The organism is Streptomyces sp. NBC_01808, assembly GCF_035917395.1.
GTDB lineage: Bacteria > Actinomycetota > Actinomycetes > Streptomycetales > Streptomycetaceae > Streptomyces.
In genome coordinates this window covers 6,927,422-6,949,881 of sequence record NZ_CP109072.1, presented here as the reverse complement: position 1 = coordinate 6,949,881, position 22,460 = coordinate 6,927,422, and the positions used below count along the sequence as shown (strand labels likewise).

Sequence of the window (22,460 nt, the reverse complement as noted above, 5' to 3'; positions counted from 1 at the left end):
CGTCAGCACCAGGGAGCGAGCGACATGCCGGAGACCGCGGACGCAGCGGAGGTGCGCGGCGCGCTGGCCCGGCTGCGCCGGTTCGGCGGCGTGCCCGTCGCCTTCGGCGGGCTGCTCACGGACGGCGGGCGCAAGCTGCGGATCAGCGAGCTGAGCGGGACGGTGACGCTGTCCCTCCAGGGGCTCGGGGTGGCCACGGGCAACGGGCTCGGCGGCAAGGCCATCGCCTTCTCCCGCCCCTGCGCGGTGACCGACTACACCACCTCCCGCGCCATCAGCCACGAGTACGACGGCCCGGTGGGCGCCGAGGGCCTGCGCTCGGTGCTGGCCGTGCCCGTCGTCGTACGCAGCCGGGTGCGGGCCGTGCTCTACGGCGCACTGCGCGACTCGCTGCCGCTGGGCGACCGGTCGCTGACCGCGGCGGTGGAGACGGCCCGCCACCTGGAGCAGACCCTCGCCGTACGCGACGAGGCCCGTCGGCTCCTCGCCGTCGCCACGCCCACCGCGCAGCGGGCGGCGGACCCCGCCGCCTGGGAGAACGTCCGCACCGCGCACCGCGACCTGCGCACGCTGGCGCCGCGTATAGCCGACGAGGAGCTGCGCGCGGAACTGCTGGCGCTCTGCGACCGGCTGGCCTCGGCGGCCGTCACCGTCGCCCCGCCCGCCGGCGCCGGGCCCGACCGGACGGTGCTGGCGCCGCGGGAGCTGGACGTGCTGGCGTGCGTCGCGACGGGCGCGACGAACGCGGCGGCGGGCGAACGGCTGGGGCTGCGGCCCGAGACGGTGAAGAGCTACCTGCGCTCGGCGATGCGCAAGCTCGGGGCGCACACCCGGCTGGAGGCGGTCACGGCCGCCCGCCGGTCGGGGCTGCTGCCGTAGCCCCCGAGGTCTCGCGGGCAGGTCACTCCCGGTGCGCGACGACGTTCACCACCTGACCGTTGGGGTCGCGGACGAAGAACCGCCGCACGCCCCACTCCTCGTCGGTCAGCGGGTGCACGATCTCGGCGCCCGCGGCGCGCATCGCCTCGTGCGCCGCGTCGACGTCCGCGACCTCGATGCTCATGTCCGGCTCCACGGGCGCGGAGGCGTCCCGCTCCATGAAGATCAACTGCGCGGTGGGGTTGCCGGGCGCGGCGAGCGCCATCACCCACCCCAGGTTCATCACCTCCTCGAAGCCGAGACGCTCGTAGAACGCGCGGCTGGCCTCGAAGGACTCGGTCTTGATGTCGGGTACGACCCTCCTGATGCTCATGCCGCGGAGGCTACCCGCCGGCGGTGACAGCGCCGGGCCAGGCCGCTGCCCTGAAGCGTCCGCGCGCCGGGGGGAGCGTCCGGTGGGCGGTCGGGGGCGCCGGACGGGCGTCGGGGGCGCACGCGTCCGGGCATACCGCGCACCGCCGTACGGGGGCGGCGGCCCGTGTGCGTCAGGGGCGCATGGCAGCACGTGCCTCCCCGAGGGCGACGTCGCGGCGGCGAGGCGGGAAAATGGACCCGTGGCCGATCACCCCATCCTGAGCTGGATCGCGGACGGGCGCGCGCAGACCGCCCGCTGGTACGCCGCGGGCGGCACCCCGCCGCCGCGGCGCGTGGTGCCCGCGGACGACCGGATGTGCGCCGACATCGCGTACAGGCTGGTGTGCGAGGGCACGGCCGTGCTGTGGCAGGGCGACTACCACGGCGGGCGCCAGCTCCTCGCCGCCCTTGGCCGCCGCATCGACCGTCGCGCCACCCGCCGCGGCCGGCGGCCGGCCGCACCGGCGGGCGGCCGGGCGACCGGCCCGGCGGACGCCTTCCACCGGCACCGGCAGGCCCAGGGCCACCGGGCGCGGGTCCTCGGCATGCTGCTGGTCCCGCTCGAACCCGGTCCGCGGGGCCCGGCCGTGCCGCTGCGCCGGGCGCCCGACGTGAGCGAGGCGGCGACCGAGGCGTACGGGCCGGTGACCGAGCCGGGCGCGGTGGCGCTGCGCGAACTGCTCGGCGCGGTGGGGGCTCACGAGTGGCGCCGCAAGGGCGTGGACATACCGGCGCTGGGCGCCCGGGTGCACCCGCACTACGGGGTGTTCTCGCCGGTGCGCGGCGAGTACGTCGACCTGGTGGCCGAGGCCCCTTTGCCGGCGAAGTCGCTGGCGTTCGACGTGGGCACCGGGACCGGGGTGCTCGCGGCGGTGCTGGCGCGCCGGGGGGTGGAGCGGGTCGTCGCCACCGACACCGACCCGCGCGCGCTGGCCTGCGCCCGCGACAACGTCGACCGGCTGGGCCTGGCCGACCAGGTCGAGGTGGTGGAGGGGAACCTGTTCCCGCCGGGGCGCGCGCCGCTGGTCGTCTGCAACCCGCCGTGGCTGCCCGCCAAGCCGACCTCCGCGCTGGAGCACGCCGTCTACGACCCGGGCGGGGGCATGCTGCACGGCTTCCTCGCGGGTCTCGCGGCGCATCTGGAGCCGGGCGGCGAGGGCTGGCTGGTGCTCTCCGACCTGGCCGAGCACCTGGGGCTGCGCGGCCGCGGGGAGCTGCTCGCGGCGATCGAGGCGGCGGGGCTCCGGGTGGCGGCCCGCCACGACACCCGCCCCCGGCACCGCAAGGCGGCCGACCCGTCGGACCCGCTGCACGCGGCGCGGGCGGCGGAGGTGACGTCGCTGTGGCGGCTGACGGTGGCGGAATGAGAAGGGCCGACTGAGGGGGGAGTGAGGGGGTGCGGCGGGGCGCGAACGGGCGGCCGCGCGCGGAGGTTGTCCGGCATGTGGGCACGGCGCCTCCCGCCGCACCGCCGTCGCGACGCCTCTGACCGGCGGTTGTTCCGGGAGGTTCCCCTGGGGTGGTCTCGCATCGCGGAACACGGGTGCCAGCGGGGGCAGGGCCCCGTACCGTCAGAGTGTGGACACCTCCGGACCCGCCCTCGCTCCCCGACGCCGACCTCAGTTGTACGTTCCCGTGGAGCACGGAAGGAGCGGGATGCGGCTGCGGATGTTCCGTACGCCGCTGGGCACGCGCACGGCGGTGGCGTTCACGAGCCAGGCCGCGCTGGTGCGCGCGCTCGGTCCCGAGCAGAAGTGGGTACGCCTCGGGGAGCCGGCGCTACGCGCGCTGACCGCACCGCTGGGCGCCGAACGGATCACCGTCGACCCCCTGCTCACCGCCCGCCGGCCGTACGCCCACTTCACCCCGCCCCGGGCACAGGGCGAGCCTCGCCCCCAGCAGCGCCCCGCGCCGCCGGCCGCCCCGACGCCGCAGCAGCCGGCGACCCACTGACGGGCGTCGCCGCCCGCGCGCCTGGACGGTCCGCAGCTCCGGCGGCTGCCCGGGGCCCGGCGTCTCCTTCACCCCTTCCGCTACCCACGGCGGCGGGACCTGTCCGGCAGTCGGGTCGTGAGGCCGCCCCACTCCCCGGGGACCGCGCGGGCACCGCGGGACCGGCTGAGGGAAGATCGAGGGCCGGAGGCGACGACAGGGGACACGGTGGGGACGCTCGACGGACAGCGCGAGAACGCCGGCGGCGGGAAGGCGCGGGACCCGGCGAAGCGCGGCGGCCGCGCGGGCGCGGCAAGCGCCGCTGACGCGAGCGACCCGGCCGGTGCCGCGGACCGGCCGGACTCACCGAAGAACGGGACCGCGCAAGGGCCCTCACAGCACAACGGCCGCGCGGGATCCGTAGGTGCTCCGGGCGTGGACACGGTCCCCGGCTCCGCACGGACGGACAGCGGAAGCGCCGGCCACGCCGGGAACGCGCCCGGCCCTGGGCCACGGGGCACGATGGGGGCTGAGGATTCTGCTCAGCAGCACGGCGCCGAGGGCGCCGCCCAGCGCTCCTCGCGCCTGCGACTCGCCCTTGTCCTCGCCGGGGGGCTGCCCCTGCTGCTCGTCTCCGGGGTTCTCGGATTCCGCGTCGCCGGAGGCGACGGCCCGACTCCGCTGCCGCAGCTCGCCGCCTTTCTGCCCTGGCTGTTCGTGCCCGGCGGCATCGGGCTGCTGCTGATGGGGCTCGCCCGCAGCCGGGCCGGTGTCGTGTGGGCGCTCGTCGTGGTCGCCGGGACCGCCTGGTTCGTACGGCCCTACGAATCCGCCGCGGAGCCGCCCTCCTCTCCGCCCAGGGAGGAGTTCCGGCTGCTCTCCGCCAACCTCAGGTTCGGCGACGCCACCCCCGCCCTGCGCACCGCGCTGCGCGCGTACGAACCGGATATCGTCCTGGTCCAGGAGTGCGACAGCCGCTGCGTCGAGGCCCTGCGCGGTCCGGCGCTGCGGGCCGCGTACCCGTACCGGGTCATCGACGGCGGCGATCCCGCCGAGGGCTCCGCCATCCTCAGCAGGTACCCGCTGACCGAGGAGCCCGGCGTGCCCGGCACGCTGTCGATGCCCGCGGCCACCGCGCGCGTCGCGGGCGAGCGGGTACGGCTCCAGGTCGTGCACCCGATGCCGCCGACGCCCGGGTCCATGGACGTCTGGCGCACCGAGCTGGGGCGCCTGCGGGACGCCGCCGCGGCGCGCGGAGAGGTGCCCACGGTCTTCGGCGGCGACTTCAACTCCTCGCAGGACCACGCGGCGTTCCGCGACATCCTCGACACCGGCCTGCGGGACAGCGCCATGCTGCTCGGCCGCTCGCGCACCCCCACCTGGCCGGCGTCGGCGACGCCCCTCTTCGGCGCCCAGATCGACCACGTGCTGGTGAGCGACCGGCTGAGCCCCGCCGGGATCGAGTTCCCCGAGCTGGCCGGGACCGACCACCGCGCGGTGCTCGTGGAGCTGCAGTTGCGCTGAGCCGTGGCCGGCCGACGGGCAGGACGAGGCCGTCGAGTGCGGCTACGTCACGGCCAGGACCCCGGCGGGCTGAGACGTCTCAGGCCACGTCACCGATCCGGCCCGCCGCCCCCCGCTCCCGGTGGATCGGGGTGTGCGCGCCCGTCAGCGGCACCCCCGTGCCGCCCCTGCGGGCCGCGACGATCTCCCCGGCGATGGAGACCGCGACCTCCTCGGGCGAGCGGGCGCCTAGGTCGAGGCCGATCGGCGAGCGCAGGCGGGCGAGTTCGAGGTCGGTGACGCCCGCCTCGCGCAGCCGCCGGTTGCGGTCCAGGTGCGTGCGGCGCGAGCCCATCGCGCCGACGTACGCCACGGGCAGCCGCAGCGCGGCGGTCAGCAGCGGCACGTCGAACTTGGGGTCGTGCGTGAGCACGCACAGCACCGTGCGCCCGTCCAGCTCCCCCGCGGCCAGCGCGTCCGCCAGGTACTCGTGCGGCCAGCGCACCGCCACCTCGTCGGCCTCCGGGAACCGGCGGGCCGTGGCGAAGACGGGGCGGGCGTCGCAGAGGGTGACGTGGTAGCCGAGGAACTTGCCGATGCGGACCAGCGCGTGCGCGAAGTCGATCGCGCCGAAGACCACCATCCGCGGCGCCGGCACGCTCACCTCCACCAGCAGCGTCACCGGCTCCCCGCAGCGCGCCCCCGCCGCGCCGACCGACACCGTGTCCGTACGCCCCGCGTCGAGCAGCGCGGCGGCCTCGGCGGCGGCGGTGCGCTCCAGCGCGGCGCCGTCCCAGTCGGGCAGGCCGGACAGCGGGCCCGCGAAGCGGCCGTCGTACGTACCGTCGGGGCGTACCAGCAGCGCCTGCCCGACCAGCGCGGCCGGGCCGCCGACGACCCGCGCGACCGCCGCGGTCTCGCCCTCCGCGGCGGCGGTCACCGCCCTACGGAGCACGCCGCCGGCCGTGACCGGCGTGACGAGGATGTCGATCTCCCCGCCGCAGGTGAGCCCCACCGCGAAGGCGTCCTGGTCGGAGTAGCCGAAGGTCTCCAGGACCACCTCGCCGGTTTCGAGGACCTCCCGGCACAGCTCGTACACCGCGCCCTCGACGCAGCCGCCGGACACGCTGCCGACCGCCGTGCCCCCGGCGTCCACCGCCAGCGCGGCGCCCGGGCCGCGCGGCGCGGAGCCGCTGGTGCCCACGACGGTGGCGACGGCGAAGGGACGGCCCTCCGCGCACCACCGGGCGAGGTCGGCAGCGATGTCCAGCATGCTGATCAGCTCCTCACAAGGCCGCTGGTCCTATTTGACACCCATCCACTGCTCGATCGGATGCAGCGCGAAGAAGACGACGAACACGGCCGTCAGCACCCACATGAAGGGGCCGGGCTCGCGCCACTTGCCCTGGGCGGCCCTGATCGCCGTGTACGAGATGACGCCGGCGGCGACGCCCGCCGTGATGGAGTACGTGAACGGCATCAGCACGACCGTCAGGAACACCGGCACGGCCACACCCCGGTCGGCCCAGTCCACGTGCCGCGCGTTCGCCGTCATCATGGCGCCGATGACGACCAGCGCCGCGGCGGCCACGTTGCCGGGCACGATCTGCGCCAGCGGGGTGAACAGCAGCCCCAGCGCGAACAGCAGCCCGACGACGACGCTCGAAAGCCCGGTGCGGGCACCCTCGCCGACGCCGGTCGCGGACTCCACGAACACCGTCTGCCCGGAGGCCCCCGCGGCGCCGCCGACCGCACCGCCGGCGCCGTCGATGAACAGCGCCCGCGACAGCCCCGGCATCCGGCCCTTCTCGTCGGTGAGCTTCGCCTCCGTACCGACGCCGATGATGGTGGCCATCGCGTCGAAGAACCCGGCCAGCACCAGCGTGAAGACGATCATGCCGACGGTCATCACGCCGACGTCGCCCCAGCCGCGGAAGGACACCTCGCCGAGGAGAGTGAAGTCCGGCGTGGACGTGACCCCGCCGGCCGGCAGTTCCGGCGCCCGGCCGTTCGCCCACGCCTCCGGCTTGAGGTCCGCGACCGCGTTGACGACGACCGCGGCGACCGTGCCGGCGACGATGCCGATGAGGATGGCGCCGGGCACGTTGCGCGCCTGGAGCATGAAGATCAGCAGCAGGGTGAGGCAGAAGACGAGCACGGGCCAGCCGCGGAGCTGGTCGTTCACGCCGAGGGTGACGATCTTCGCCTCACCGGCCTGCACGAAGCCGGCGTTCACCAGGCCGATCAGCGCGACGAACATGCCGATGCCCATGGTGATGGCGTGCTTGAGGGCCAGCGGGATCGCGTTCATGATCATCTCGCGCAGCCCGGTGACGGCCAGCAGCATGATCACGACGCCGTACGCGACGCACATGCCCATCGCCTGCGGCCACGTCATCTGCGGCGCGACCTGGCTGGCGAGCACGCCCGAGACGCTGAGCCCGGCGGCCGCGGCCAGCGGCACCTTGCCGAAGAAGCCCAGCAGCAGCGTGGTGACCGCGGCGGCCAGCGCGGTGGCGGTGATCAGTCCTGACGGGGCGAGCACGTTGCCCGCCGCGTCCTCGCCGCCCAGGATCAGCGGGTTGAGCAGCAGGATGTAGGCCATCGCCATGAAGGTGGTGAGCCCGCCGCGCACCTCGCGCGCGACCGTGGAGCCGCGCCGGGATATCCCGAAGTAGCGGTCGAGCCACGAGGTGCGGCCGGAGGGGGCGGTGCCGGGTGGGCAGGACGGCGCTTCCGCGCGCCGGTCGACGGAGGACTGGGTCATGCGTTCTCCCAAGGTTCACAGGGGCACCCGCGATCGCGGGATTTGGGATGGGTGGTGCTGCACGACCCGGGGGACGGCCCGAGGCGAAGGCGGAACTGCTGGTGCGGTGGTGCCGTTTCAGGTGGGCTTCAGGTGGGTTCAGGTGCGGTTCAGGTGCCGGTGAGATGCTCCGGCCGTACGGGGGCCTTGGTCAGGGCCAGTCCTGTGGCCTGGCGGATGGCGGCGAGCACCGCCGGGGTCGCCGAGAGCGTGGACGCCTCGCCGACGCCCCGCAGCCCGTACGGCGCGTGCGGGTCGGCCAGTTCGAGTACGTCGACGGGGATGGCCGGGGTGTCGAGGATGGTCGGGATCAGGTAGTCGGTGAACGAGGGGTTGCGCACCCGCCCGGTCGCCGGGTCGACCACGATCTCCTCCATCACCGCCACGCCCAGGCCCTGCGTGGTGCCGCCCTGGATCTGCCCGACGACGGACAGCGGGTTGAGCGCCTTGCCGACGTCCTGGGCGCAGGCCAGCTCGACGACCTTGACCAGGCCGAGTTCGGTGTCGACCTCGACGACCGCACGGTGCGCGGCGAAGGAGTACTGGACGTGGCCGAAGCCCTGTCCCGTCTCGATGTCGAAGGGCTCGGTGGGCCGGTGCCTGAAGGGCAGTTCGACGTCCACGGGCGGCTCGCCGTCGAGCACGTCCGCCAGGCCGGCGAGGACCTCGCCGCCGTCCGTGACGACCTTGCCGCCCTCCAGCAGCAGTTCGGCCGTCGCCCACGCGGGGTGGTACGTGCCGAGCTTGCGCCGGCCGAGGGCGAGGACCTGCTCGCGCACCGCCGCGCAGGCGTTCCGCACCGCGCCGCCCGTCATGTACGTCTGCCGGGAGGCGGAGGTGGAGCCGGCGGAGCCGACCCGGGTATCGGCGGGGGCGATGACCACCCGGGCGACGCCCAGTTCGGTGCGGGCGATCTGCGCCTGCACGGTGATGCCGCCCTGGCCGACCTCGGCCGCCGCGGTGTGCACGGTGACCACCGGCTCGCCGCCGACGGCCTCCAGCCGCACCCGGGCGGTGGAGAAGTCGTCGAAGCCCTCGGAGAAGCCCACGTTCTTGATGCCGACCGCGTAGCCGACGCCGCGTACGACACCCTCGCCGTGGGTGGTGTTGGACAGCCCGCCGGGCAGCGCCCGTACGTCCGCGGCGCCGCCGGCGCTCTCCCACTGCCGCTCCGGCGGCAGCGGCCTGGCCTGCACGCGACGCAGGATCTCCGCGACCGGCGCCGGGGAGTCGACCTGCTGCCCTGTCGGCAGCCGCGAGCCCTGCGACATGGCGTTCACCTTCCGGAACGCCACCGGGTCCATGCCGACCGCCGCGGCGAGCCGGTCCATCTGCGCCTCGTACGCGAAGCACGCCTGGACGGCGCCGAAGCCGCGCATCGCGCCGCAGGGCGGGTTGTTGGTGTAGAGCCCGACCGCCTCGATCTCGACGTCCTCGACGACGTACGGGCCCATGGACAGCGACGCCGCGTTGCCGACGACGGCCGGGGTGGAGGAGGCGTACGCGCCGCCGTCGAGGACGATGCGGCAGCGGGCGTGGGTGATCCGTCCTTCGGCGGTGACGCCGTGCTCGTAGCGGATCCTGGCCGGGTGGCGGTGCACGTGGCCGAAGAAGGACTCGAAGCGGTCGTAGACCATCTTGACCGGCTTGCCGGTGCGCAGCGCCAGCAGGCAGGCGTGGATCTGCATCGACAGGTCCTCGCGCCCGCCGAAGGCGCCGCCGACGCCGGAGAGCGTCATGCGCACCTTCTCCTCCGGCAGCCCGAGGACCGGCGCGATCTGCCGCCGGTCGGCGTGCAGCCACTGGGTGGCGACGTACAGGTCGACGCCGCCGTCCTCCGCGGGTACCGCGAGGCCCGACTCCGGGCCGAGGAACGCCTGGTCCTGCATGCCGAACTCGTACTCGCCGGTGACGATGTGGTCCGCCCTGCGGGCGGCCGCGGCGGCGTCGCCGCGGACGATCGGCTGGCGGTGGACGATGTTCGGGTGCGGTACGTGCCGCGCGTGGTCGTCGGTGCGGTCGGGGTGCAGCACCGGCGCGCCGGGGGCGAGCGCGGACTCCTCGTCGGTGACCAGCGGCAACTCCCGCCACTCGACCCGGATCTTCGCCGCCGCCCGGCGGGCGGTCTCGGGGTGGTCGGCGGCGACCAGCGCGACCGGCTCGCCGTGGTGGCGCACCCGGCCGGCGGCGAGCGCGGGGGTGTCGGCGATCTCCAGGCCGTAGTTCTTCTGCGCGGCGGGCAGGTCGTCGTACGTGAGCACGGCGTAGACCCCGGCCTGGGCGAGGGCGGCGGAGGTGTCGACGGCGACGATCTCGGCGTGCGCGTACGGCGAGCGCAGCGTGTGGCCCCAGATCATGTCCTCGTGCCACAGGTCGGAGGAGTACGCGAACTCCCCGGTGACCTTCAGCGTGCCGTCGGGGCGCAGCTCGGACTCCCCGATGCCGCCGGCGGTCTGCGAACCCTGGGTGAGGCTCGTCGGGATGCGGGTGACGTCGGACATCAGGCCCCCTCGCCCCGGCGGGCGGCGGCGAGCCGGACCGCGTCGAGGATCTTCTCGTAGCCGGTGCAGCGGCACAGGTTGCCCGACAGGGCCTCGCGGATGTCGGCGTCCGACGGCGCCATCGGCCAGGGGCAGCGCTCCAGGAGGTCGTCCGCGGCGACCAGCAGACCCGGGGTGCAGAAGCCGCACTGCACGGCACCGGCGTCGACGAACGCCTGCTGGACCGCGGAGAGACCGTCCCCCGCCAGCCCTTCGACCGTGACGACCTCGCGGCCCTCGGCCTGCCCGGCGGCGACCAGGCAGGCGCACACCGGCACGCCGTCGAGCCGTACCGTGCAGGAGCCGCACTCCCCCTGCTCGCAGGCGTTCTTCGAGCCCGGCAGACCCATCCGCTCGCGCAGCACGTACAGCAGGCTCTCGCCCTCCCAGACGTCGTCGGCCTGCTGCTCGCGGCCGTTGACGGTGAACCTCACCCGCATCACGCGGCTCCTTCCGCTCGGGTGGCGCCCGCCGCGCCCCGGCGGTACGACTCCCAGGTCCAGCCGAGGGTGCGGCGCGCCATGACGCCGACCGCGTGCCGGCGGTAGCGCGCGCTGCCGCGCACGTCGTCGATGGGGTTGCAGGCGCACGCCGCCAGCTCGGCGAACTGCCGGGCGAGCGCCGGGGGCAGGGCCCGGCCGCTGTCCCAGTGGCCGCCCTCGGCCAGGGCCGCGTTCAGGAACTCCTCGGCGGCTGTGGCGCGCACGGGCGTCGGCGCGGCCGAGCCGATGCCGGTACGGACCGTGCGGGTGTCGGGGTGCAGCGCGATGCCGAAAGCGCACACGGCGATCACCATGGCGTTGCGGGTGCCGACCTTGGAGAACTCCTGCGGCCCGGTGGCCTTCTTGACGTGCACCCACTTGATCAGCTCGTCGGGCGCGAGCGCGTTGCGCTTGACGCCGGTGAAGAACTCGTCGATGGGGATCCGCCTGCTGCCGCGTACGGACTCCGCCTCCACCTCGGCGCCCGCGGCCAGCAGCGCCGGGTGCGCGTCGCCGGCCGGGGAGGCGGTGCCGAGGTTGCCGCCGACGCCGCCGCGGTTGCGGATCTGCGGGGACGCCACGGTGTGCGCCGCCCGCGCCAGACCCGGCAGCGCCCCGCCCAGCTCCGCCACGATGCGCGCGTACGGGACGGAGGCCCCGAGCCGCACGGTGCCGGCGCCCGTCTCCCACTCCTGCAACTCGCCGATGCGGTTGAGGTCGAGCAGGTACTCCGGGCGGCGGTGGTCGAAGTTGATCTCGACCATGAGGTCCGTGCCGCCCGCGATCGGTACGGCCTCCGGGTGCTCGGCCTTGGCGGCGAGCGCTTCCGCCCAGCTTGCGGGGCGCAGGAAGTCCATGGATCCTCTCGGCTTTCCCTCGAAAGAGCGGGTACGTGCTTGACCTGTTGACGGAACGTGGCCCAAGTACACAGAAACGCCGCCGTCCGGGTGCAGTCACGGAAAACATGAAGCAAGGGGCAGGCCAGAACCCGGTTCTTGTAGATTCGAACGAAGTCCGGGGCATCCTTCCCCTGCGGGACATCCCACGACGACCGCCCGGCGACCCGCGCGCACGGGCGGGGGCCGACGCACGACCGACAGCAAGGGGACGCGCATGAGGCTGCGGGCACTCCTGGACTCCGAGGCGCTGGGCCTGCGGCTTCTCGGCGGCGCGGACGAGCTGGACCGCACGGTGCGGGGCGTGATGACCACCGACCTGACGGACCCGAGCCGCTATCTGTCGGGCGGCGAGCTGGTCCTCACCGGGCTCGCCTGGCGGCACGGGCCGCAGGACTCGGAGCCCTTCGTACGGATCCTGGCCGCGGCCGGCGTCGCCGGGCTCGCGGCCGGCGAGGCGGAGCTGTCGGGCGCGGGGGTGCCGGAGGACCTGGTGCGCGCGTGCGCGCGGCACCGGCTGCCGCTCTTCGCGGTGGACGAGGACGTCGCGTTCGCCACCATCACCGAGCACGTCGTACGGCAGGTCTCCGGTGAGCGGGCCGGCGATCTGGCGGCCGTGGTCGAGCGGCACCGCCGGCTGATGTCGTCCGGGCCCGCGGGCGGCGGCCCCGAGGTGGTGCTCGACCTGCTCGGCTCCGATCTGGACCTGCGTGCGTGGGTGCTCTCCCCCACCGGCCGGCAGATCGCCGGCACCGCGGCCGGTGCGGCCGGGGGGCGGCTGCCGGCGCAGCTGCGGGCGCAGTTGGCCGGCGAGCACCTCGGGGCGCTGCGCGGCGGCCGGCCGGGGCCGCACCGGGTGACGCTGCCGGTGGCGGGCGGAAGCGTGACGTACTCGCTCTTCCCCGTCGGCGGGGGGCGGGACCTGCGCGAGACGGTGCTCTCGGACTGGCTGCTGGCGGTGGAGGCGGACGCCGGGGAGTGGCCGCCGGAGCGGCTGGACCTGGTGCACGGCGTCACGCAGTTGATCGCCATGGAGCGGGAGCGGCGCGACGCCGCGCGGTCGGTGCGGCGGCGCCTGGCGCAGGAGGTGCTGGAGCTGGTGCAGGCCGGTGCGCAGCCCGCGGAGATCGCGGCCCGGCTGCGGGTGGCGGTGCCCGTGCTGCTGCCGGGGACCGGGGCGGCGCCGCAGTGGCAGGTGGTGGTAGCGCGGGTGGAGTGGGAGGTTCCGTACGGGCAGCCGGGGATCGCGGGCGGTCCCGTGGCCCAGGCGATGCTGGAGGAGATGCTCGCCGGCGGGGACCGGGACCCGGCCGAGCGGATCGCGGTCGCGCACACCGGCGACGAGGCGGTGGCGCTGGTGCCGCTGCCCGCGGTCCCGGCGCGGGCGGCGGACGGGGCGCCGGAGGCGGGCGGCGCGGACCCCGGCACGGCGGGCGGGCGGGCCCGCAAGGGCGCCGCCGAGGGTACCGGGACCGGCCGCGGGCGCTCCGGCGGCCCCGGCGCGGTGGGCGGCGGGGTGGCCGGCGCCGCCGGGCTCCGCGCCGCGGCGCTGCTCGCCGCCGTACGGGAGCCGCTGGCCCGCGCGCTGGCCGACGACGGCCGGCTCACGCTCGGCATCAGCGCCGCGGTGCACTCCTCGGAGGGGCTGCGCGGCGCCCTGGAGGAGGCCCGGCACGCGCGCCGGGTCGCCGCCGCCCGGCCGGGCAGCGTGTGCGCCGCGGGCCACGAGGAGCTGGCCTCGCACGTGCTGCTGCTGCCCTTCGTCCCCGACGACGTACGCCGCGCGTTCACCGCCCGGCTGCTGGACCCGCTGCGCGCGTACGACCACCGCCACCGGGCGGAGCTGGTGACGACCCTGGAGGCGTTCCTCGACTGCGACGGCTCCTGGACCCGCTGCGCGGCCCGCCTCCACCTGCACGTCAACACGCTGCGCTACCGGGTGGGCCGGATCGAGCAGCTCACCGGCCGGGACCTGGCCCGGCTGGAGGACAAACTCGACTTCTTCCTCGCCCTCCGCATGCGCTGACCGCCGCCGTCCGCGATTCCCGCCCGCCGGCGCTACGTCCGAAGGCGCCGGCGCACGCGAGGCGTCAGCGCCGCCGTGCACTCCCCGCAGGGGCCGCGCGGCACCCGGAGGAGGCCCCGGCACACCCGCCGGGTCGCCGCCGCCAGGCCGGGCAGCGCGTCCGCCGCGGGCCACGAGGAGCCGGCCCCGCACGTGCTGCGGCTCCACGCACTGAACGATTGCGTCCGCGCCGTGCGTTCGCGCGCGTCGTTCCCGTGTTGCGGGCAATACGTTGGCCAAGATCTTGTGAAGTCGTTCACGCAGGCCCTTGGCCCAGGGCAGACTTCGTGCTGAGATTCGACTCACACTGGGCTGCGTTGATTCTTGTTGTTCCTTGGCTCGACGGCGCGTTGGGGAGGCAAAAGTGGCGGATACCGCCATGGCACGGTCGGAATCGGTGATGTCGGAGGATCCGCTGGAGCGGGCGATCTGGCGGCTGCGCTCGCGCGGCTGCTGGGACGACGCCGCGGCGCTCCTCGACGACGCCGCCGGGACCGACGCCGAGGCGGCGCGGCAGCGCGCGGCGCTGCTGGTCGAGCAGTGCATGTTCACGGCCGCCGGCTGGGAGCGCGCAGAGGACGCGGTGCGCAACGCGGAGGCGCTGTCGATCGACGGGGAGAACCGCGGCGTCACGGCGTGCGAGCGGGGCTATCTCGCGTACGCCTCGACGCTGTTCCAGGAGCGCGACCGCTCCGACGAGGCCCGCGCGGCGCTCGGCCGCGCCGCGGCGCTGCTGGCGCCGGCGTCGCCGTACCGGCCGATGCTCGACTTCCGGCGCGGTCTCGTCGCCCAGCACCTGACGAAGAACGCGACGGCGGCGCTGGCGGCGTTCCGCCGCGCCCACGCGGGCGCGGTGGAGCAGGGCGACCTGCTGCTGTGCTCGTTCACCTGGCGCCACCTGGCCTCGCTCGCGGCCGACGCCGGCGACCTCGCGGAGGCGCGGCACGGCTTCCGCGAGTCGCTGCGGCTGCGCGAGGAGGTGGGCTACCTGATCGGCACGGCGCCGGCGCTGATGGCGCTGGCCGACGTGGAGTCGGAGCCGGAGGCGGGGCGGCTGCGGGCGGAGGCGACGCGGCTCGTGCGGCTGCTGGACGGGGTGCCGTCGTGGCTGGCGGAGCAGTTGGGCGAGGAGCCCCGGCGGGTGGCGGCGGTGGAGTGACGCGGCCCGCGGGGTCCCGGCGAGCGGCCGGGCCGACGCGTGGCGAAGGGGTGTTCGGCCGTAAAGACAGTCCATTTCCGGCCGTCTTCACCGCCCGTACCCGCGGCTACGCGCGCGCCGCCGCGTCCCGCTCCCGGTGCACCGCGACGCCGGCGACGACCAGCGCGATGCCCGCCGCCTCCGCCGCGCCCGGCACCTGGCCGAGGACGGCCACGCCCATGAGCGCCGCCGTCGCCGGCAGCAGCGACAGCATCAGCGCGAACGTCGCCCGCGGCACCCGCGCCATGGCGAGCTGGTCGCACACGTACGGGATCACCGACGAGCACACCCCCACCCCGAACGCCGCCGCCAGCAGCACCGGCGACGTCACGGCCGCCGCGCCCTGCGCGAGCCCCGCCGGCGCCGCGACCACCGCCGCCACCAGCATCGCCGCGCCGAGCCGCCCCACCCCGGACGCGCCGCCGTCGGCCGCGAGCCGGTGGCCGAGGACGACGTAGAGCACGAACAGCGCGCAGTTGCCGAACGCCAGCGCGAGCCCGAGCGGTTCCGCGACCAGGTGCACGTCGGTCAGCAGCGCGACACCCGCGAGGACCAGCGCCAGCGCGGCGACGTTCCGCCGGGTCCTCACCCCCGCCGCGGCCAGCACCACGGGCCCCAGGAACTCCACCGCCCCGACCGTCCCCAGCGGCAGCCGCTCAAGGGCCAGATAGAACGTGCAGTTCATGGTGGCGAGCACGGCGCCCATCGCCATCAGCAGCCGCCGCTGGTACGGCGTCGCCGCCCGCCAGTCGCGCCACGGCCGCCGCCAGACGGCGAAGACCAGGGCCGCCGAGGCGATCCGCAGCCAGGCGACGCCGAGGACGTCGAGGCGGGCGAAGAGCAGGACGGCGCACGCCGGGCCGAGGTAGTGGAAGACCGCGGAGGAAACGAGGAACGCCGGCGGCGGCACCCGCTCGGCGGCCAGGGCGAGCCGGCCGCCGGAGGCGGCGGCGGGGCTGCGGGGCAGGGAGTCGGCCACGGGGGAATCGTCGCAACGGCACGCCTCCGCGGGCCATGGCGAACCGGAAAGCCCGGCGGCGGATCGCTTTCCGCTCCGGGGTACGAAACGGGCGCCTCCCGTGCCAAGGTGAAACGGTGGACGCACTCGACCGCTCGATCCTGACCGAACTCGACGCCGACCCCCGGCTGTCCATGGCCGAGCTGGCCCGGCGCACCGGCGTCTCGGTGCCCACCGCCCGCGAGCGGGTGCGGCGGCTGGAGGAGTCCCGGGTGATCCGCGGCTACCGCCTGGACGTCGACCCGGCCGCCCTGGGCTACCCGGTGGCGGCGTTCGTCCGGGTCCGTCCCGGGCCGGGGCAGTTGCCGCGGATCGCGGCGCTCGCGCGGAGCCTGCCGCAGGTCAGCGAGTGCCACCGGATCACCGGCGAGGACTGCTTCCTGCTCAAGGTGCACGCGACGGACCTCGACACCTTCGAGGAGGTGCTCGACCGCTTCCTGCTGCACGGGCAGACGACGACCTCGATCGTCCAGTCCACGGCGGTACCGCCGCGGACGCCGGGGCTCGGCGCGTACGCGGAGGAGAGCGACGGCGGCGCCGGGGCGCGGGGGCGGGTTCCGTAGCTGCGGCTAGGGTTGCCGGGCGTGGACCTCGATGCCGTACGCACCTTCGTCGCCGCCGCCGACACCGGCCAGTTCCAGGAGGCGGCGGCTGAGCTGATGCTCACCCAGCAGGCCGTCTCCAAGCGCATCGCCGGGCTGGAGAAGGGCCTCGGGGTGCGGCTGTTCACCCGCACCGCGCGCGGCGCGAAGCTCACCATCGACGGCCAGGCGTTCCTGCCCCACGCCCGCGCGCTGCTCCAGGCCGCGGAGCGGGCCGCGGCCTCCGTACGGCCCGGGAGCCGGGCGCTGCGCGTGGACGTGGTCGGGCGCCGGGTCGCCACCGCAGGGCTGCTGCGCGACTTCCACCGCGCGCACCCCGAGGTGGAGCTGGACGTCGTCACGGTCTACGGCGGCGGCCCCGCCGTCGACGCGGTACGCGACGGCACGATCGACGCGACCTTCCGCACCCTGCCGCCGCCCGGCCGGAAGCTGCCCGCCGGCATCGCGGTCGGGTACGCGATGTACGAGCCGGTGCAGCTCGTCACCGGCCCGGCGCACGAGTTCGCCGGGGCCCGCTCCGTCAGCCCCGCGCAGCTCGCCGGGCACCGGATCTGGATGCCGGGCAACGCGCCGGGCACCGAGTGGGCCGCGTACTACGAGGACATGGCCGCGGAGTTCGGCTTCGTCATCGACGCGGTGGGCCCCGACTTCGGCGTCGAGAGCCTGCTCGACACCATCGCCGAATCCGCCACGGTGGGCACCTTCCTCAGCGAGCGGACCCCGCTCGTCTGGCCCGTCGACTACGACCTGTGCCGCATCCCCCTGCTCGACCCGACCCCCGTCTACCCGCACCTGCTGCACTGGCAGACCGACAACGCGCACCCCGGCCTGGCCCTGCTGCGCGACTACGCCGCCGCCCGCGGCCCGCGGCACACAGCCGCGGACCCCACCGGAACCTGGGCCCCGGCGTGGTCCCGCTGACCGCCTGAACGCCGCCCGCGCCGGGTGGCTACTGCTGTCCGGCCGGCGTGAAGCGGACCGCGTCCGCGACCACGTAGCCGTCGGTGGCGTCGTTGCGTATCCGCACGCTCCCCGCCGCCCCCGCGGCGAACGTGTGCCGCCCCAGCACCACCCACTTCCCGCCGCCCGAGCGCTGGTCGACGGTGTACGTCGTGGTGCCGCCGGTCTCCGGTGGTGAAGTCGATGCCGGCGCGGGTCATCAGGTCGCCCTCGTACGTCGCGTCCACGAACATCCGGCCGCCGTACGCGCGGCCGTCGTCGGTAACGAGGCGGCGGATGGGGCCGCCGCGGCGGTCGACGGAGCGGAGCCGGGCGCCGAGGACCACGGGAATGTCGTGCTCGGCGAGCAGGTCCGCGAAGACCTCGGAGGCAACGTGCGGTTCGAAGGTTTGACTTGCTCCTCGGGCTGAGGCCCAGGCATTCTGGCCCTCCCTCCCGAAGCCCATGCCGCTAGGCGGCACAAGCTTCGGGAGGGAGTCCGTGGCTTCCTGCTTCGTTGCGCTGTGCCAGAACGGGTTCTGGTCTTATCGGCGCTCCACAGGCTGATGCCGCCAGTCCGGCGGCCTTTTTCACGTTGCGTGCGGAGTTGACGTCCCGGTCAAGAAGAACTCCGCAGGCGGGGCAGGTCCATTCCCGAATGTGGAGGGGTTTGAGCCCGTCCACATGATCACAGTACGAGCAGGTCCGACTGGCCGGCACGAACCGGCCAATCTTGATCAGGGTGCGCCCGTACCGTTCGGCTTTGTAGGCGAGCATGGCCACGAACTGCGACCAGCCCGCATCGTGAACACTCTTGGCCAGTCTGGTGCGTGCCAGTCCGTTCACCGCCAGGTCCTCCACGCCGATGGCTTGGTTCTCGCGGATCAGCCTTGTGGAGAGCTGGTGGTGAAATTCACGGCGCGCGTCGGCGACTCGGGCGTGCGCGCGGGCGACCTTGAGACGGGCCTTCTCCCGGTTCTTGGATCCCTTCTGCTTGCGGGACATCTCCCGCTGGGCCTTCTTCACCTTCTTCTCCGCGCGGCGCAAGAACCGCGGGGAGTCGATCTTCGTGCCGTCATCGAGGATCGCGAAGTGCGTCAGCCCCAGGTCGATTCCCACGCTGTGGTCGCTGCCGGACATCCGGGCTGCGTCCGCGGCCGGGCCCGTGTCGATGACGAAGGAGGCGAAGTATCTCCCGGCCGCGTCCTTGATCACGGTGACGGAGGTGGGGGTGGCGGGCAAGGTGCGCGACCACTTCACCTTCACAGCCCCGATCTTCGGCAGGTTCAGCCGTCCGCTGCCGGTGATCGACCAGCGGGCGTTGGCGGTGAACCGGATCGACTGCCGGGCATCCTTGCGGGACTTGAACCTCGGCGCCCCCAGTCTGCGCCCCCTGCGCTCGCCCCTGAGGGAGGCGAAGAAGTTCTTGTAGGCCGTCTCGGCATCGCGCAGGGACTGCTGGAGCACGACCGCGGAGACCTCGCCCAGCCAGGAGCGGGCCTCGGTCTGCTTTGCCCGGGTGATCAGGCGCGTGGACAGCTCCCCGTCCTTCGGGAACGGACGTCCCGCCGCCCTGGCGTCCTCGCGGGCGCGCACAGCGTCGTTGAACACGACGCGGGCGCACCCGAACGCCCGTGCCAACGCGCCGCGTTGGGCGTGATCCGGGTACAGGCGAAAACGGTACCGAAGGCGCATGAAAGCCACCGTACATACGTTGACCACGCGGGAAATGCAGGAGATCAGAACTGGCCGGACCTGCCCATTTGCGACGCATGTGAACTGGGTCTCCGCGGGCCAGCTCGTTCACGGACGATCACCTGTGCGTGTGGAGGGAGATCATGCGGCCGGCACACCCGGCGGTAGAACTCCAGGGCCAGGCCGCCGATGGCGGAGGTGTTGCCGGTGTCGGTGGCGCCGAGGCCGCTGGTGGTGAGGCCGCCGATGTGCCGGGTGGGCTCCAGCACCACGGCCGTGCCGCCCATCCGGCGCATCTGCACGGCGGCGATCACCCCGGCCGAGGTGCCGCCGTAGACCACCAGGTCGGCCCGGACGGGGCCGCGGCCCCCGGCGTACGCCATCGGGCCCAGGGCGGGCAGCGCGAGACCCGCGCCGCCCGCGGCCAGCAAACCACGTCGAGAAAGCGCTTTCTCTGCCATGGTTCCGGAGTGTGCCCGCGCCCCGGAGGGACGTCAACGCATCCGTACGCCCGGATCCCAGTCGGCCGGCAGCGCCGCCGGCACGGCGAAGCCGGCGCCCGCGACGGGCACGAACTCCCCGTCCCGCGCCGACTTCTCGACCGCCGCCATGGTCTCCAGCACGTGCTGCGCCAGCTCGCCCGAGGCGCGGTGCGGCTCGCCCGCGGCCAGCGCCCTGGCCATGTCGAGCACGCCCATGCCGCGCCCCGCCGTCGCGCCCGCCGCCTCGATCTCCGTCCACTCCGCCGAGCCCGCGGGGCGCAGCCGCAGGGAGCAGTCGAAGCGGTTGGGGTCGGGCAGCGCGAGGGTGGCCTCGGTGCCGGTGATCTCCACGAACCCCTGCCGGTTCAGCGGGGAGTCGAAGCTGACCACCAGCGAGGCGGTCTGGCCCGCGGCGTAGTCGAGGAGCGCCGCGACATGCGTGGGCACCTCGACCGGGAACTCGGCGCCCGCCTTCGGCCCGGAGCCGATCACCCGGGTCTCGCGCGCTGTGCGGGCCACCGCCGCGACCCGCTCGGCCGGGCCGAAGAGCGTGGCCAGACAGGTCAGGTAGTACGGGCCCATGTCGAACAGCGGCCCGCCGCCCCGCAGGAAGTAGAACTCGGGGCTGGGGTGCCACGACTCCGGGCCCGGGGTCTGCATCAGCGCCAGACCGCTCAGCGGCACCCCTATCGCCCCGTCGTCGACGAGCCGGCGCGCCGTCTGCAGCCCGGCCCCGAGGAACGTGTCCGGGGCGCAGCCGAGCCGCACGCCGGCCCCGGCGGCCCGGGTGACCAACTCGGCGCCGGAGACGGGGTCCAGGGTCAGCGGCTTCTCGTTCCACACGTGCTTGCCGGCGTCGATCGCCGCCGCGGCCACGTCGTGGTGGGCGGCGGGGAGGGTGAGGTTGACGACCAGCTCGACGCCGGGGTGGGCGAGGGCGTCCCGAGCGCTCCCGTGCGCCGGTACGCCGTAGGCGGCGGCCTGCGCGGCGGCGCGCTCGGCGTCGAGGTCGGCGCAGAACAGCACGCGCAGGTCGGGGAAGGCGGTGAGGTTCGTCAGGTACTGGTCGCTGATCGTGCCGCAGCCGACGACGGCGACGCCCAGGGGCTCTCCTGCGGTCATCGGCGCTTCCCCTCCAGCCATTCGAGGCTCTCGCGGACGGCGGTGAGCATGTCGGTGGCGCAGGCGTCGAGTTCGACGATGTGCCGGCGGGCGCCCGCGCCGGCGGCCAGCACGGCCTCGACGGGCATCCGGCCGGCGCCGACGGCGGTCATCGGGTCGTCCTTGGTGACGGGCCCGTCCTTGATGTGCAGGTGCGTGACGCGCTCGCCGAGGCGGCCGAGCAGCGCGGGCACGTCCTGGCCGCCGACCGCCGCCCAGTACGTGTCCACCTCGAACTGCACCGGGGCGTCGAGCCCGGCGAGCAGGTCGGCCAGCACCTCCAGCGCGGGGACGCCGCCGACGTGCTGGGACAGCTCGAACTCGTGGTTGTGGTAGCCGAGCGCGAGGCCGTACCCGGCGGCGCGCTTCGCGGCCTCGGCCAGTTCGCCGGCCACGGCACCTACCCCCTCGGCGTCGGCGAAGCGCTCCGGCGGCAGATACGGCACGAAGACGGTGTCGGCGCCGACCGTGCGCGCGCCCCGGAAGGCGGCGTCGGCCTGCTCGGGCCCGGCGAGCAGGTGCGCGTGTACGGAGCCGGCCGTGAGGCCCGCGGTGTCCAGGTCGGCGCGGAGGGCCTCGGGGTCGGTCAGCACGTCGTAGCACTCGACCTGGCGGTAGCCGAAGCCGGCAAGGGCGGCGAACGTGCCGGGGCGGTCGGCGGCGATCTCGTCGCGAACGGTGTAGAGCTGCACGCCCAGGGACGGGCTCATGGTCTCCTCCGGCGATCGTTTTCGACAATTTTTCGCTCGCCAGTTGACGCTAGAAGCCGGGCAGAGCCCCGTCAACACCCTTGACAGCGTCGGAAGTCGGCGGTCAGGCTGGCCGAAGTTTTCGAAAAGGACTCCGCCATGCCGCCCGAACAGGCCACCCTCAGCGACATCGCCGCCCGCGCCGGCGTCTCGGTGTCGACCGTCTCCAAGGTCCTGCACGCCCGCACCGACGTCGCCCCCGCCACCCGCGAGCGCATCGCGAGGCTCCTCGCCGACCACGGCTACCGGCCGTCCCGCGGCGCCGGCGTCGTCGACCTCGTCATCGGCAGCCTCAACAGCCCGTGGGCGGACGCACTCGTCACCGGCGCGGTCGAGGCCGGCGCCGAGGCCGACTGCCGGATCGTCATCGACAGCGTGCCCGACAGCGCCGACATCCTGCGCCACACCCTGGAGCGCATCATGGCGCGCGGCAGCGACGGCGTCCTGCTCGTCCACCAGGTACCGGCGCCGGAGACCCGCGCGCGGCTGGCGGCCAAGCGCATCCCGCTGGTCACCATCGACCCGCCGGCGGAACCGGGCGCGGGCGTACGCTCCGTGGGCTGTACGAACTGGCAGGGCGGCCTCGCCGCAACCCGCCACCTCATCGAGCTGGGCCACCGCCGCATCGCCACCCTCACGGGGCCGCTGACGATCTGGTCCGCCCGCGCCCGCTTCGACGGCTACCGCGCCGCGCTGCTGGAGGCAGGGCTGCCGGTCGAGGAGGAGCTGATCCGCAACGCCGACTTCTTCGCGCCCGACGGCCGCGCCGGGGCGCTGGCGCTGCTCGACCTCCCCGAGCCGCCCACCGCGGTGGTCGCGGCGAACGACGGGCAGGCGTTCGGCGTGCTCCAGGCCCTGGCGGAACGGAGGTTGCGGGCGCCGGCGGACATGAGCGTCACCGGCTTCGACGACACCCCGGTCGCCGCCTGGGCGGCACCGCCGCTGACCACCGTCGCCCAGCCGCTGGAGGCGATGGCGGCCACCGCGTTCCGGATGCTCCGGCTGCACGGCGAGGGCGGTGCGGCGCAGCCCGAGCAGGTGGAGCTGGCGACGACGCTGACGGTACGCGCCTCCACCGGCCCGCCGCCGGGCCGCTGAG

21 protein-coding genes and 2 pseudogenes are annotated in these 22,460 nt (G+C 74.9%); 10 read left to right on the top strand and 13 right to left on the bottom strand.

The genetic code is table 11. The features are described from left to right. Window positions 1-24: 24 nt before the first annotated feature. Complete coding sequence (locus OG946_RS30660; protein ID WP_326799206.1) at window positions 25-879, top strand: helix-turn-helix transcriptional regulator; 855 nt, start codon at window positions 25-27, stop codon at window positions 877-879. A 22-nt stretch (window positions 880-901) separates the two neighbouring features. Here the strand turns inward: OG946_RS30660 and OG946_RS30655 are convergent, their stop codons facing one another. After that, window positions 902-1,252: a VOC family protein gene (locus tag OG946_RS30655; protein WP_326799205.1), complete on the bottom strand. Its 351-nt coding sequence runs from the start codon at window positions 1,250-1,252 to the stop codon at window positions 902-904. A gap of 241 nt (window positions 1,253-1,493) precedes the next feature. Here OG946_RS30655 and OG946_RS30650 point away from each other — a divergent pair, with 241 nt between their 5' ends. The 3 genes from OG946_RS30650 (at window position 1,494) to OG946_RS30640 (ending at window position 4,749) form a co-directional block, all read left to right on the top strand. Then, on the top strand, window positions 1,494-2,660 hold the full coding sequence (locus tag OG946_RS30650) for a class I SAM-dependent methyltransferase (protein ID WP_326799204.1): 1,167 nt from the start codon (window positions 1,494-1,496) through the stop codon (window positions 2,658-2,660). A 289-nt stretch (window positions 2,661-2,949) separates the two neighbouring features. Next, the gene (locus OG946_RS30645) at window positions 2,950-3,246 is read left to right on the top strand and encodes an SAV_915 family protein (protein WP_442814526.1); all 297 of its coding nucleotides are present in this window, start codon (window positions 2,950-2,952) and stop codon (window positions 3,244-3,246) included. A 501-nt stretch (window positions 3,247-3,747) separates the two neighbouring features. Beyond that, window positions 3,748-4,749, top strand: coding sequence for an endonuclease/exonuclease/phosphatase family protein (locus OG946_RS30640; protein ID WP_326799202.1), 1,002 nt, complete (start codon window positions 3,748-3,750; stop codon window positions 4,747-4,749). Between the two features lie 79 nt (window positions 4,750-4,828). Here the strand turns inward: OG946_RS30640 and OG946_RS30635 are convergent, their stop codons facing one another. The 5 genes from OG946_RS30635 to OG946_RS30615 form a co-directional block, all read right to left on the bottom strand. Next, entirely contained in the window at window positions 4,829-6,001 is a 1,173-nt protein-coding gene (locus tag OG946_RS30635) for an XdhC family protein (protein WP_326799201.1), read from the bottom strand. A gap of 30 nt (window positions 6,002-6,031) precedes the next feature. Beyond that, window positions 6,032-7,495, bottom strand: coding sequence for an NCS2 family permease (locus OG946_RS30630; RefSeq protein WP_326799200.1), 1,464 nt, complete (start codon window positions 7,493-7,495; stop codon window positions 6,032-6,034). Window positions 7,496-7,644: 149 nt separating this feature from the next. Then, window positions 7,645-10,035, bottom strand: coding sequence for a xanthine dehydrogenase subunit D (gene pucD / locus OG946_RS30625; RefSeq protein ID WP_326799199.1), 2,391 nt, complete (start codon window positions 10,033-10,035; stop codon window positions 7,645-7,647). Continuing rightward, window positions 10,035-10,514 (bottom strand): (2Fe-2S)-binding protein, encoded by a 480-nt coding sequence (locus tag OG946_RS30620; RefSeq protein WP_326799198.1) that lies wholly within the window; start codon window positions 10,512-10,514, stop codon window positions 10,035-10,037. Before OG946_RS30620 ends, pucD begins: the two co-directional genes overlap by 1 nt. Then, window positions 10,514-11,413 (bottom strand): FAD binding domain-containing protein, encoded by a 900-nt coding sequence (locus tag OG946_RS30615; protein ID WP_326799197.1) that lies wholly within the window; start codon window positions 11,411-11,413, stop codon window positions 10,514-10,516. Before OG946_RS30615 ends, OG946_RS30620 begins: the two co-directional genes overlap by 1 nt. 256 nt (window positions 11,414-11,669) lie before the next feature. On the opposite strand from OG946_RS30615, the gene OG946_RS30610 reads away from it, so the two are divergent. The 3 genes and pseudogenes from OG946_RS30610 to OG946_RS30600 all read left to right on the top strand — a co-directional run bounded on the left by OG946_RS30610 (window position 11,670) and on the right by OG946_RS30600 (window position 14,676). Then, window positions 11,670-13,478: a PucR family transcriptional regulator gene (locus tag OG946_RS30610; protein WP_326799196.1), complete on the top strand. Its 1,809-nt coding sequence runs from the start codon at window positions 11,670-11,672 to the stop codon at window positions 13,476-13,478. Between the two features lie 48 nt (window positions 13,479-13,526). Further along, window positions 13,527-13,706 (top strand): annotated as a pseudogene (locus OG946_RS30605) (PucR family transcriptional regulator); the annotation flags it as partial. Between the two features lie 190 nt (window positions 13,707-13,896). Beyond that, window positions 13,897-14,676, top strand: coding sequence for a hypothetical protein (locus tag OG946_RS30600; protein WP_326799195.1), 780 nt, complete (start codon window positions 13,897-13,899; stop codon window positions 14,674-14,676). 106 nt (window positions 14,677-14,782) lie between these two features. On the opposite strand, the gene OG946_RS30595 is transcribed toward OG946_RS30600, so the two are convergent. Beyond that, on the bottom strand, window positions 14,783-15,694 hold the full coding sequence (locus OG946_RS30595) for an EamA family transporter (RefSeq protein WP_326799194.1): 912 nt from the start codon (window positions 15,692-15,694) through the stop codon (window positions 14,783-14,785). Between the two features lie 116 nt (window positions 15,695-15,810). Between OG946_RS30595 and OG946_RS30590 the strand changes: the two genes are divergently transcribed. Next, a complete protein-coding gene (locus OG946_RS30590) occupies window positions 15,811-16,296 on the top strand; it encodes an Lrp/AsnC family transcriptional regulator (protein ID WP_326799193.1) in 486 nt (161 codons plus the stop codon). 21 nt (window positions 16,297-16,317) lie between these two features. Next, complete coding sequence (locus OG946_RS30585; RefSeq protein ID WP_326799192.1) at window positions 16,318-17,256, top strand: LysR family transcriptional regulator; 939 nt, start codon at window positions 16,318-16,320, stop codon at window positions 17,254-17,256. Between the two features lie 28 nt (window positions 17,257-17,284). Here OG946_RS30585 and OG946_RS36245 read toward each other — a convergent pair whose 3' ends face one another. From OG946_RS36245 to OG946_RS30560, 6 genes and pseudogenes are all read right to left on the bottom strand, one after another. Further along, on the bottom strand, window positions 17,285-17,404 hold the full coding sequence (locus OG946_RS36245) for a golvesin C-terminal-like domain-containing protein (RefSeq protein WP_442814525.1): 120 nt from the start codon (window positions 17,402-17,404) through the stop codon (window positions 17,285-17,287). An 82-nt stretch (window positions 17,405-17,486) separates the two neighbouring features. Continuing rightward, window positions 17,487-17,741 (bottom strand): annotated as a pseudogene (locus OG946_RS30580) (FAD-dependent oxidoreductase); the annotation flags it as partial. Window positions 17,742-17,745: 4 nt separating this feature from the next. Then, entirely contained in the window at window positions 17,746-18,969 is a 1,224-nt protein-coding gene (locus OG946_RS30575) for an RNA-guided endonuclease InsQ/TnpB family protein (protein WP_326799191.1), read from the bottom strand. Between the two features lie 44 nt (window positions 18,970-19,013). Next, window positions 19,014-19,430: an FAD-dependent oxidoreductase gene (locus OG946_RS30570; protein ID WP_326799190.1), complete on the bottom strand. Its 417-nt coding sequence runs from the start codon at window positions 19,428-19,430 to the stop codon at window positions 19,014-19,016. A 33-nt stretch (window positions 19,431-19,463) separates the two neighbouring features. Beyond that, window positions 19,464-20,573 (bottom strand): Gfo/Idh/MocA family protein, encoded by a 1,110-nt coding sequence (locus OG946_RS30565; protein WP_326799189.1) that lies wholly within the window; start codon window positions 20,571-20,573, stop codon window positions 19,464-19,466. Beyond that, window positions 20,570-21,322, bottom strand: coding sequence for a sugar phosphate isomerase/epimerase family protein (locus tag OG946_RS30560; RefSeq protein WP_326799188.1), 753 nt, complete (start codon window positions 21,320-21,322; stop codon window positions 20,570-20,572). Before OG946_RS30560 ends, OG946_RS30565 begins: the two co-directional genes overlap by 4 nt. A gap of 138 nt (window positions 21,323-21,460) precedes the next feature. Here OG946_RS30560 and OG946_RS30555 point away from each other — a divergent pair, with 138 nt between their 5' ends. Next, a complete protein-coding gene (locus tag OG946_RS30555) occupies window positions 21,461-22,459 on the top strand; it encodes a LacI family DNA-binding transcriptional regulator (protein WP_326799187.1) in 999 nt (332 codons plus the stop codon). Window position 22,460 lies beyond the last annotated feature (1 nt).